This window comes from Thiothrix caldifontis, assembly GCF_900107695.1.
Classification (GTDB): Bacteria; Pseudomonadota; Gammaproteobacteria; order Thiotrichales; family Thiotrichaceae; genus Thiothrix; species Thiothrix caldifontis.
The window spans coordinates 26,116-37,795 of record NZ_FNQP01000030.1; the positions used below are offsets into that span (position 1 = coordinate 26,116).

11 protein-coding genes are annotated in these 11,680 nt (G+C 55.0%); 7 read left to right on the forward strand and 4 right to left on the reverse strand.

The genetic code is table 11. The annotated features are described in order from the left end of the window. Positions 1–44 precede the first annotated feature (44 nt). The gene (metE, locus tag BLV87_RS16645; RefSeq protein WP_093070506.1) at positions 45–2,321 is read right to left on the reverse strand and encodes a 5-methyltetrahydropteroyltriglutamate--homocysteine S-methyltransferase; all 2,277 of its coding nucleotides are present in this window, start codon (positions 2,319–2,321) and stop codon (positions 45–47) included. A gap of 98 nt (positions 2,322–2,419) precedes the next feature. Here metE and BLV87_RS16650 point away from each other — a divergent pair, with 98 nt between their 5' ends. After that, complete coding sequence (locus BLV87_RS16650; RefSeq protein ID WP_093070507.1) at positions 2,420–3,313, forward strand: LysR substrate-binding domain-containing protein; 894 nt, start codon at positions 2,420–2,422, stop codon at positions 3,311–3,313. 33 nt (positions 3,314–3,346) lie between these two features. On the opposite strand, the gene BLV87_RS16655 is transcribed toward BLV87_RS16650, so the two are convergent. After that, positions 3,347–4,192: a LysR family transcriptional regulator gene (locus tag BLV87_RS16655; protein WP_093070509.1), complete on the reverse strand. Its 846-nt coding sequence runs from the start codon at positions 4,190–4,192 to the stop codon at positions 3,347–3,349. Positions 4,193–4,311: 119 nt separating this feature from the next. Here BLV87_RS16655 and BLV87_RS16660 point away from each other — a divergent pair, with 119 nt between their 5' ends. From BLV87_RS16660 to BLV87_RS16685, 6 genes are all read left to right on the forward strand, one after another. Continuing rightward, the gene (locus BLV87_RS16660; RefSeq protein ID WP_093070510.1) at positions 4,312–4,644 is read left to right on the forward strand and encodes a TusE/DsrC/DsvC family sulfur relay protein; all 333 of its coding nucleotides are present in this window, start codon (positions 4,312–4,314) and stop codon (positions 4,642–4,644) included. A 7-nt stretch (positions 4,645–4,651) separates the two neighbouring features. Further along, positions 4,652–5,698, forward strand: a complete 1,047-nt coding sequence (locus BLV87_RS16665) for a tellurite resistance/C4-dicarboxylate transporter family protein (protein WP_093070512.1) — start codon at positions 4,652–4,654, stop codon at positions 5,696–5,698. Next, positions 5,695–6,063, forward strand: coding sequence for a group I truncated hemoglobin (locus tag BLV87_RS16670; RefSeq protein WP_093070514.1), 369 nt, complete (start codon positions 5,695–5,697; stop codon positions 6,061–6,063). Before BLV87_RS16665 ends, BLV87_RS16670 begins: the two co-directional genes overlap by 4 nt. A 124-nt stretch (positions 6,064–6,187) precedes the next feature. After that, positions 6,188–7,399: an NnrS family protein gene (locus tag BLV87_RS16675; protein ID WP_093070515.1), complete on the forward strand. Its 1,212-nt coding sequence runs from the start codon at positions 6,188–6,190 to the stop codon at positions 7,397–7,399. Next, positions 7,392–8,729, forward strand: coding sequence for a chromate efflux transporter (gene chrA, locus BLV87_RS16680; RefSeq protein WP_093070517.1), 1,338 nt, complete (start codon positions 7,392–7,394; stop codon positions 8,727–8,729). The genes BLV87_RS16675 and chrA overlap by 8 nt, the downstream gene beginning before the upstream one ends. A gap of 28 nt (positions 8,730–8,757) precedes the next feature. Then, positions 8,758–9,804 (forward strand): DMT family transporter, encoded by a 1,047-nt coding sequence (locus tag BLV87_RS16685; protein ID WP_093070518.1) that lies wholly within the window; start codon positions 8,758–8,760, stop codon positions 9,802–9,804. A gap of 33 nt (positions 9,805–9,837) precedes the next feature. On the opposite strand, the gene BLV87_RS16690 is transcribed toward BLV87_RS16685, so the two are convergent. Continuing rightward, positions 9,838–10,314, reverse strand: a complete 477-nt coding sequence (locus BLV87_RS16690; protein ID WP_093070520.1) for a hypothetical protein — start codon at positions 10,312–10,314, stop codon at positions 9,838–9,840. Next, positions 10,301–11,680: efflux RND transporter permease subunit (locus BLV87_RS16695; RefSeq protein WP_139282214.1), on the reverse strand; the 1,380-nt coding region annotated here is incomplete at its 5' end. The genes BLV87_RS16690 and BLV87_RS16695, both read right to left, overlap by 14 nt.

The following is an 11,680-nucleotide window of genomic DNA, read 5'->3' on the forward strand; positions in this document are numbered from 1 at the left end:
ACAGGAAGGAAATTCTCCTGCCGGGTTTGAAACAGGCTTCCTTATCAGACAACGCTGCGTAACACCTTGGTAGCCTCCACCATGTTGGCCAGTGCCGGGATCACCTCCGCCCATTGGCGCGTTTTCAGCCCACAATCCGGGTTCACCCACAAGCGTTGGGGTGGAATGTCGCGGCTGGCTTTCTGCATCATCCGCACCATGCTGTCTACCGTGGGGATATTGGGGCTGTGGATGTCGTACACGCCGGGGCCGATTTCATTGGGGTAGGCAAATTCACTGAACGCTTCCAGCAATTCCATATCGGAACGCGAGGTTTCGATGGTGATCACGTCCGCATCCATCGCGGCAATCTCCGGCATGATGTCGTTGAACTCGGAATAGCACATGTGGGTATGGATTTGGGTATCATCGCGTACCCCCGCTACTGACAGACGGAACGCCTCCACCGCCCATTGCAGGTAGGCTTTCCATTCGGTTTTGCGCAGTGGCAAACCTTCGCGGAAGGCGGGTTCATCCACTTGGATAATGCCGATGCCTGCCGCTTCCAGGTCGAGGATTTCATCCCGCAACGCCAGCGCAATCTGGAACGCGGTATCACGGCGCGGCTGGTCGTCCCGCACGAATGACCATTGCAGCATGGTAACCGGGCCGGTGAGCATCCCTTTCATGGGCTTGGCGGTGAGGGACTGGGCATAAGCCGACCATTCCACCGTCATCGCCAACGGGCGTGAGACATCGCCGTAAATGATCGGCGGTTTGACGCAACGGCTACCGTAGGACTGTACCCAACCCAGCCGGGTGAAGGCGTATCCGGCAAGCTGTTCTCCGAAGTATTCCACCATGTCGTTACGTTCGGCTTCACCATGCACGGGGACATCCAACCCCAGTTGTTCTTGCACTTCGACGGCGTAGCGGATTTCTGCCTGCATCGCAGCGTGGTAGCTGGCTGTATCCAGTTGCCCCGCCTTGAAGTCACGCCGTGCCTTGCGGATCTCTTGTGTTTGTGGGAATGAGCCAATGGTGGTGGTGGGGTACAGCGGCAACTCAAAGCGTTGCTGTTGCGCCTTGGCGCGTTCGGGGTAAGTGGATGCGCGTTGCAGCAGTGCCGGGGTAATGTCTGCCATGCGTTGTGCCACTGCCGGGTTGTGTACCCGTGTGGAGGTTTGGCGGCTTTCAATGGCGGCGTGGTTGGCTTCCAGCGCAGTACGCACACTGCCACGTCCTTGGGTCAGGGCTTGGCTGAGGATGCGCAATTCATCCAGCTTTTGCACAGCAAACGCCAGCCAGTTTTTCAGTTCTGTATCCAGCGTGGTTTCCAGCCCCAAATCCAGCGGTACGTGCAGCAATGAGCAGGAGGGGGCAAGCCACAGGCGTTCCCCTAAGCGTTGGTGGATGGGTTCGAGCCATGCCAGCACCGCGTTGAGGTCGGTTTTCCAGAGGTTGCGCCCATCCACCACCCCAAGGGACAGCACTTTGTAGGGTGAAAGGTTGTCCAGCACCCGCGCCACTTCCTCCCGCCCGCGCACCGCATCCAGATGCAGTCCTGCCACGGGCAAGTTGCACGCCAGCCGCAAGTTGTCACGCAACTCACCGAAATAGCTTGCCAGCAACAGGTTTAGGTTACGGCTTTGGAGCTGGTTGTAGGCGGATTCAAAGGCGTTTTGCCATGCCAGCGGCAAATCCAGCACCAGAATGGGTTCGTCGATTTGCACCCATTCCACCCCCAGCGCGGCAAGGTATTGCAACACTTCCACATACACGGGCAACAGGCGCGGCAGCAGTTCCAGCTTGTCGAAGTCTTGCCCCTTGACCTTGCCCAGCCACAGGTACGACAACGGCCCCAGCAGGACGGGCTTGGGGTTGAACCCGGCGGCTTTGGCTTCTTTCACCTGATCCAGCAATTGGGTGGATGCCAGATGGAAATCGGTATCTGCCGCCAGTTCCGGCACGATGTAGTGGTAATTGGTGTCAAACCATTTGGTCATTTCACAGGCAAAGGTCGGTTCGCCTGTCGGGGCGCGTCCCCGTGCCATGCGAAAATACTGGTCAAGTTCGTTTGCCCCTTGCCCCTGTTGGAAACGTGGCGGGATATTGCCGAGCATCAGGCTGGTGTTCAGCACATGGTCGTAGAGGGCGAAATCGCCCACTGGCACAAAGTCCAGCCCGGCTTGCTGCTGGACGTTCCAGTGTTGTTGGCGCAAGCTGTAAGCCGTCGTCAGCAAATTATCAGCGTCAGCAGTGCCTTTCCAATAACTTTCCAGTGCAAATTTCAGTTCACGGTTCGCGCCCATGCGCGGGAAGCCGAGGTTGTGGAGTCGCATACACATTCTTCCATTGAATAACAGGAAGGTGGATTGTGCAGTGATCGACCAATGAATAGAATCGCGTTTTTCTCAGTAAATCATGAGTAAATCTCATTATGGACATCGCCCACCTACGCATTATCCACGCACTGCACCAGTACCAGACGCTCGGTGCGGCGGCAGAAGCCTTGTGCCTGACCCAATCCGCCCTGTCACACCGCATGAAAGCATTGGAACACGAGATCGGTATTGCCTTCTGGAACAAACAGGGGCAACGCCTCAGCCTCACGCCTGCGGGACAGGAATTGTTGCGGCTGGCGCTGCGGGTTTTGCCAGAAATTGCAATCACCCGCAGTCGCCTCAAACTGATGGCGGACGGGCGCGGCGGGCGTTTGCATGTCGCGGTGGAATGCTTGCCTTGTGCGCAATGGCTGAATCCGGCACTGACCCGTTTTATGCAGGAATGGTCTGCTATTGATGTGGATGTGGTCAGCCAGTACCGCTTTTCCGCGTTACCGGCTTTGCTGAGCTACCAGATTGATGCCTGCCTAACACCCGACCAGATGCCGCATGGTGATTTGCACCACGAACCACTGTTCAGCTACCGGCTATGCTTGGCGGTAAGCAAGCAGCACCGCTTGGCGACACGGCAAACGTTCACCGCCAGTGATTTGACAGATGAAACCTTGCTGACCTATCCGGTGGAGCGTAGCCGTTTGGATGTGTTCACCCAGCTTTTGCAACCTGCCGGGCTGGAGCCACGCCACCACAAGACGGTGGGGGATACGGAATTGATGCTGGGGATGGTTGCCAGTGGACGCGGAATTGCGCTCCTTCCCGCATGGTTATTGGAACGCAATGCCTGTCGGGATCGCATTGCGCTGTTAACTCACGCGGTCCAGCCGCTGGAAAAACATCTGTGGCTGGTGGTTCGTGCTGAAGATCGCCAACAGGCATGGATGCAGGGATTATTCACCTGCTTGCGTCAGCAAAAACCACCCGATTCATAGGTGGTGGTGCAAGACGTATGAGGAAAGTGTGGGTTAACGTTGCTGCTTCGCCACTTCCCGCAAGCCCTGCACCGCCTGTTCCAACACCATGCTCTCGGCTTTTTGCGGATAAACCATGTACGCCGGATGGTCGTATTCCGGCGCACCCACCACCGGAAACAATTGCCCCGTCGTCAACAACGGCTGTGCCAAACGCACCGGCAAAAAACAGCAGCCACCATTTGCGAGCACCAGTTGTATCGCTAACCAACCGATATTCGCCACCAACGCGGGCGTTTCCATTTGCGGGAAACTTTGGCGGTGTTGCGCATGAAAACTTGCCCCCCAATCAACGTGGACGTAACCCGACCCCGGTTCGTGAACATCGGGGCGACTGCTGACCAGAATCAGGCGTTCGTCAAACAAATGCTCAACAATCAACCCCGGCTGATGGCTGGGTGTGTACATCAAACCCATGTCGAGCGTGCCTTCAATCAAACGGCGCATTAGGTCATCTTCAAAGCCGATTTCCGTGCACATCGCCACATCGGGATTGGTGCGGCGCATCCACCCGACCCATTGCGGCAAAAAACCTTCCCACAACGCAATGCGCCCCCCGACACGCAGCGTAGCGCGGTAACGGCTGGATGAACCCACGTCGTGAATCGCCTGTTCTGCGGTGAATACCAACCGTTTGGCGTATTCCAGAAAACGCCGCCCTGCGGGTGTCAGGCTCGCGCCGGAGCGGTTGCGCACGAACAGCCGCGCATTCAAGGTTTCCTCCAGCCGTTGAATCCGCGCACTCACGGTGGATTGCGTGAGGTGTAGCTGGCTAGCAGCGGCAATAAAACTGCCGTGGGCAGCAATCGCGAGGAAAGTACGGGCTTGTTCGGTATCCATGCGGCAATCTTTACTATCGACAATTTCGATATTAGACAGCAAAAAATATCGTTATGTAAGCACTAATGCTTATGCGTATGCTTAAATCTGAACATTTTAGTAGGAATAGGAGGCACACCATGTCCACAGAACTAAACGTTGAACGCGATGCCGAAGGCTATCTCGTTAACCCCGAAGATTGGAATCCAGACATTGCCCACGCTTTCTCCGCTGAAGAAAACATCGAATTGACCGATGATTACTGGGTCGTGTTGCAATACGTGCGTGATTATTGGGAAGAACACAAAATCACCCCCGACATCCGCCACGTCACCGATTTCATGGCAAAACAGCAAGGAATCGACAAAAAAGCCGCCAAGCAGCAATTGTTCCATCTGTTCCCTTATGGCTATGTGAAACAAACCTGCAAAATTGCCGGAATGCAACGCCCCCGTGCGTGGAGTACTGGCTAGTTTATCCATGATGCAGCATACATCTGACAACACACTCCGATGGCTGGAAGGCTTGCCACCCGGCTACTTCGCCGTGGCAATGGCGAGCGGTATTTTGAGCATTGCCTTCGATATGATCGGGCAAAATGTGCTGGCTGAAGGGTTATTTGCCGCCGCTTTGCTGGCATGGGTGGTGATGCTGAGCTTGAGTGCGTGGCGTTTGTGGCGTTTCCCGCAGGCGGTGAAAATCGACCTGTTGAATATCCGGCGGGTATTTGCATTTTTTACCTTGGTGGTATCGACCAATGTGGTGGGCATTTTGCTGCATCAACATGGCTATCCGCAATTGGCGTTGGCTTGCTGGGCGTTTGCGTTTGTGGTGTGGTCGTTGCTGTTGTACTTGAGCTTTAGTGTGCTGACATTTTTAACGCATCCGCATACCGTGAATGTGGTGCATGGTGACTGGCTGACCTCGATTATTGCCACGCAATCGCTGGTATTGTTGGGGGTGATGGTTGCGCCGGATTTGGGCATTTACACCGATTACATGCTGGTGGAAGTGCATTTGCTGTGGCTGCTGGGGCTGGTGTTATACGGAATTTTTGTCACGTTATTTTGTTATCGGATCTTCTTTCAACGGTTTCAACCGGAAGACACTTCACCCCTGCTGTGGGTCATTATGGGTGCTGCGGCGGCAGGGGTGAATGCCGGAACGGTGTTGTTGCAAACCTCGCCTAGCCTGCACTTTTTACAAGCCTTGCACCCGTTTATTGATGGCGTAGCAATGTTGTTGTGGTCGTGGGCAACTTGGTGGATTCCGATGCTGGTGATCTTTGGGGTATGGAAGCACGGGGTGAAACGTTACCCGCTACGCTACGAACCGGCGATGTGGAGCATGGTGTTTCCGCTGGGAATGTATGCGGTTGCCAGTTACCGACTGGGTTTGGCGGCTGAATTTCCGCCGTTGCAGTGGATTTCACTGCTGATCGTGTGGGTGGGTTTTGCCGTGTGGTGTTTGGTGTTGCTGGGGTTAGTTTTATTCATGTTTTTTAGTCATAAGGAAGTTTCACAATGAGAGATGTTTTTAAGCGTATTGGTGGTAAAGCCGCAGTGGATGCAGCAGTTGATCGTTTTTACGAATACATGCTGACGGATGATCGCGTCAAACACTTTTTCGCGAATACCAATATGGAAAAGCAACGCCAACACCAGAAGGATTTCATTTCCTTTGCGTTGGGCGCGGAAGGCGGTTACGCAGGTAAGGACATGCGTTCTGCTCACCAGCACATGGTCGATCACATGGGGCTTTCGGATGTGCATTTCGATGCCACGGTGGAAAATCTGGTCAAAGCCTTGCGCGATTTGAATGTGCCGGAAGACATTATCGCTGACGCGGGTGCAATCGTGGAAAGTACCCGTACTGACGTATTGTGCCGGTAAACTAAAGCGTGTGCGGGTGGTGCAATGCCATTCGCACCCAAAATGACACTTGATGTAGATCAACGCCCACCCCACGCGATTACCCTAGTGTTTACATCAACTTTATTAGTGAGAAAACTTCGCCATGATCAAACTGGAGATTACCCCGCCCGCTTCACAGCGTCATGCGTTTACCCACCTCGGTTTCCGCCCGTTCTTTTTGGCGGCGGGCTTGTATGCGCTGGTGGGCATGTTGTTATGGACTGCCCTTTACAGCTTTAACTGGCAAGGCTTGCACAGTGCTTACCCGTCGATAACGTGGCACGCGCATGAAATGGTATTTGGGTATGCGGCGGCGGTTGCGGCGGGATTTTTGCTGACGGCTATCAAAAACTGGACGGGGCAACAAACCTTGAGTGGTACGCCATTGCTGCTATTGGCGGGATTATGGTTGGCAGCACGGGTATTGCCGTTTACGGGGTTGCCGCTGGTGTGGACGGCAGTGTTGGATGTGGTGTGGCTCACGGGTTTACTGGTCGCAGCGGCACTGCCCATTATCCGAGCGAAACAATGGAATCAAGCGGCGATTGTGGGCAAGGTTGCATTGCTGTTGCTGGCGAACACGCTGTTTTATCTGGGTTTGCTAGGTATTTGGGCGCAAGGAATGCAACTGGGTTTGTATGCGGGTTTTTACGTCATTGTAGCGTTGATTTTGACGATGGGGCGGCGGGTAATCCCGTTTTTCATCGAACGCGGTGTAGGTTGCCCGTTTACTGCACAGAACCATTCGCGGATTGATCGCGCCAGCTTGATTTTGTTTTTGCTGTTTATGCTGGCGGATTTGCTGGCAATGGCAAGCGGTCATCCCGGCTCAGCGTGGGCGGCAGCACTTTTGGCATTGGTGCAAGTGCCGCTGCATATTTTGCGTTTGTGGGGCTGGTATCACCCCAATATTTGGCAAAAGCCGTTGTTGTGGGTACTGTATCTGGCGTATGGCTGGTTGATTGCGGGTTTTGCGCTGAAATTTCTGAGCCTGGCGGCGGGAATTTCACCGTTTTTGGCAGTTCATGCGTTTGCGTATGGCGGGATTGCGACCCTGACGGTGGGGATGATGGCGCGTGTGACGCTGGGGCATACTGGGCGTAATGTGGCTGAGCCGCCGTCGTTAGTCAGCGTGATTTTCGGCTTATTGCTAATCGGTACGCTGGTGCGGGTGGTCGCAGTATGGTTGTTGCCGCAGTTTTACGCTTTGTGGATATTAATGGCGCAATTTATCTGGATCGTGGCTTTCGCCCTGTTTGTTTGGCAGTATGCACCCATGTTGATCAAACCGCGTGTGGATGGTCGTTATGGCTAATTTACCTCCGAGTACCCCAACCTTGGGCGAAGCATTTTTCTACTGGCTGAAACTCGGTTTCATCAGCTTTGGTGGCCCGATGGGGCAGATTGCGATGATGCACACCGATCTGGTGGAAAAGAAACGCTGGATTTCGGAACACCGTTTTTTACACGCACTGAATTTCTGCATGATCTTGCCGGGGCCGGAAGCGATCCAGTTGGCGATTTACATTAGCTGGTTGATGCACGGCGTGGTGGGCGCGGTGATGGCGGGGGTATTGTTCTTTATGCCTGCGTTTTTACTGCTCTCCGTATTGGCGGGGGTGTATCTGGCATGGGGCGATGTACCGCTGATGCAGGGTCTATTTTATGGCATAAAACCCGCAGTGGTGGCGATTGTGCTGTTTGCGGCGTGGCGAATTGGCTCGAAGGCACTGAAAAACAGCGTCTTGTGGGGCATTGCAGCAGCGGCTTTTGTTGCCATTTTTGTGTTTGGGATTGGTTTCCCGTGGATTGTGTTAGCAGCCGCTTTATTGGGTGTGATTGGTGGCAAAGTCATGCCGGACAAGTTCAAAGGCGGCGGCGGACACGGTGCATCTGACAAGCAATACGGCGCGGCGGTGATTGATGACCACACACCCACTCCGGCACACGCCCAATTCTCATGGATGAAGCTGGGGATGACGCTGGCGGTATTTGTTGGCATCTGGGGGCTGGCAATGCTGGTGGTCGGCGGGCAGCAAACCCTGAATGACATGGGCAGTTTCTTTACCAAGGCAGCATTTCTGACCATTGGTGGGGCGTATGCGGTGTTACCGTATGTGTACCAAGGTGGGGTGGAACAGTACGGCTGGCTGACCGGCCCGCAAATGATTGATGGTCTGGCACTGGGCGAGACTACCCCAGGGCCATTAATCATGGTGGTCACTTGGGTAGGCTATCTGGGGGGTGTTACCAAGGAAGTGTTTACCAATCCGCTTGCTGCCGGTTTTGCCGGGGCAGCGGTGGCAACGTTTTTCACCTTTTTGCCGTCATTCCTGTTCATTCTCGCGGTAGGGCCAGTGGTGGAAAGCTCGCGTAATGACATCAAGTTTACCGCACCTTTGACCGGCGTGACCGCTGCGGTGGTGGGTGTCATCATGAATCTGGCGGTGTTTTTCGCTTGGCATACGTTCTGGCCGAAAGCGACGGACGCGACTCCGTTTACAGCCCCGTTTGAATGGTTCGCTGTGGTGGTAGCAATCGCTGCGTTTATTGCCTTGTGGAAATACAAGGTGGACGTGATGAAAGTAATCGGCGTGTGTGCCGTATTGGGATTGGTTTATACACTGGCTATGGGAGCAATGTGAGATAAAACGCACGGTTAAACCGGAAAAATTGGCTTTTTCCCAGCAAGGCATCCCCGCCGCTTTAGGTGCTGCCGTACTGTTTGGCGCAAGCACTCCGCTGGCTAAGTTGTTGCTGGATGGCATTAGCCCGTGGATGCTGGCGGGCTTGCTGTATCTGGGTTCAGGGCTGGGGTTGCTGTTGTACCGCTGGTTCAGTCACGCCCCGTCAGTCAGGCTATCCCGTCACGAAACCCTCTGGTTTGGTGGTGCGGTGCTGTCTGGAGGGGTCATTGCACCTGTGTTACTGATGGTGGGGTTGGTCAATATGCCTGCTTCCGGTGCTTCCCTGCTGCTCAATGCCGAAGGGGTGTTCACCGCACTGCTGGCATGGTTCGTCTTCCGCGAAAACGTGGATCGGCGCATTGCACTGGGTATGTTCGCTATCGTTGCCGGGGCGTTGCTATTGAGTTGGTCAGGGGAAGCACGCATTGGCACTGTATGGCCTGCGCTGGCGATACTCGGAGCCTGTTTTGCTTGGGGAGTCGACAATAACCTAACCCGCAAGGTATCACTGAATGATGCAACATGGATTGCGTCGGTGAAAGGGCTGGTGGCGGGTATCGTCAATCTTGCCTTGGTGTGGGTATTGGGTGCTGCATCGCTACCCGCACTTCCTTTGTTGGGTGCAGCCCTGTTGCTGGGGTTTCTGGCTTACGGGGTAAGCCTCACCCTGTTCGTGGTCAGTTTGCGCCATTTGGGGACTGCCCGTACCGGGGCTTATTTTTCAGTTGCACCCTTCTTCGGTGCAATGCTCTCCATCGTGTTGTTGGGCGAACCCGTCACAGTGCCACTGCTGGCAGCGGGGCTGTTGATGGCGGCAGGTGTCTGGCTGCATTTGACAGAAAATCATGCCCACGAACACCCGCATGGTGCACTGGAACATGAACATGAGCATACCCATGATGAACACCACCAGCATGGGCATGATTTTCCGGTAGCGGTGGGTATCAAGCACCGGCATTGGCACAGGCATGAACCGATGGTGCATACCCATGCCCATTTCCCGGATGCCCATCACCAGCATGGGCATGAGTAATGATGGGTAGCTGGTGTAGCGGAACAGGAAGCCTTACTTTTTCACTTCATCCTTGGCGGGCATGTCCATTTTGCCCATGTCATGCCCAGCCGGAGCTGTTTCTGCTGCTGGGTCGGCTTCCGCCTTCTGGAACGGGGTGTAGCGTACTGTCATGGGTGCAGGCGTAACCGACAACACCACTTTCATGTCATCACTGGTTTTGAAGTCGCCCGTGCCTTTCAGCAGGTTTTCTTCCACTGGTTCCAGCTTCACTTCGGTTTTGGTATCACCAGAAAGCACCGTGGCGGTGGCGGTCATTCCCGCACTGGGCTGGGCTTCGTTGGCATGGTTCATCACGTATACGGTGATGTCCTTGTCCTTGATCACCAGTTCGAGATGGTGGGTGTCGGTCATGCGGATTTGCCCATCGTGCGGGGATTTCTGGCTATCGAGGAATTCATCTGTATGCGCCATTGCATAGCCTGCCATCAGTAGGGATGCAGCAAACAGGGTGGTTTTAAACAGTTTCATGGGTAGCTCCTTGATTAGATAAAAGGTTTTGTAACGGTTTTTCGCCCCAGCGGTAAAACAGTACCGGGGTAAGCAGGGTATCGAGCAGGGTGGAACTGACCAACCCGCCGAAAATGACTAATGCCACCGGATGCAAAATTTCCTTGCCCGGTTCGCCGCTGGCTAAGATCAGGGGCAGCAACGCAAACGCTGCCACCAACGCGGTCATCAACACGGGTGTCAGACGTTCCAGGCTGCCGCGCACGATCATGGGGATGCCGAACGTTTCGCCTTCATGCTGCACCAGATGCTGGTAATGGCTGATTTTAAGGATGCCGTTGCGGGTGGAAATCCCCGCCAGTGTGATGAAGCCGACCAGACTTGCCACCGACAGCGTTTGCCCCGCCAGCCACAGCGCCACCACCCCACCGACCAGTGCCAGCGGGATATTTCCCATGATGATGAGCGCCAACACGCTGGATTGGTAACGGCTGTACAACACCAGAAAAATCAGCGTCAGTGATACCAGCGCCAGCATGGCAATGAGTTGGGTAGCTTCCTCTTGTGCCTGGAACTGCCCTTCGAGGCGGGTGAAATAGCCTTCGGGTAACGGGAAATCGGCAAGTTCGGCACGGATGGCTTGCACCACACCTGCCATGTCCGCGCCATCAGCGGCATTGGCAGACAGCACAATGCGGCGGCGGCTGTTTTCACGCACGATCTGGTTGGGGCCGCTGCTGTCTTCGATGCTGGCAATCTGTTGTAGGGGAATGTAGCCCGCGTGGGTTTCCACCAGCAGATTGCGCAAACCGTGGGCGGTGCGGTCAGCGTCTTGCAGGCGGATCACCACGTCGGCACGGCGGTTATTGTCCAACACTTGTGCGACCGTTGCGCCGTTGGCAAGGGTTTCGAGGGCTTGGTTGATGCTGGCAGGGGTAACGCCGTATTGCTGCACTTTGTTGTAATCGACCCGTACCTGCAATTGCGGGATGCGCACCTGTTTTTCGAGCTGCAAATCGACCACGCCGGGAATCGCTGCCAAGCGGGTTTGCAAATCTGTTGCCAAGCTACGCAAGGTGTCGGTGTCATCGCCAAACACTTTCAAGGCTATTTGCGCCCTGACTCCAGAGAGCAAATGGTCAAGGCGGTGCGAAATCGGTTGCCCGATATTGATGGCAGCCGGGATCACCGCCAATCGGCTGCGAATGTCCGCCAATACCGCGTCACGCCCACGTTCCGAAGGTGCTAAATCCACGTCAATTTCGCTGGAATGCACCCCTTCGGCGTGTTCGTCCAGTTCAGCGCGTCCGGTGCGCCGCCCGACCTGTTTCACCTCCGGCACTTGCAACAACAGGTTTTCTGCCAATGTGCCAATGCGGTTGGATTC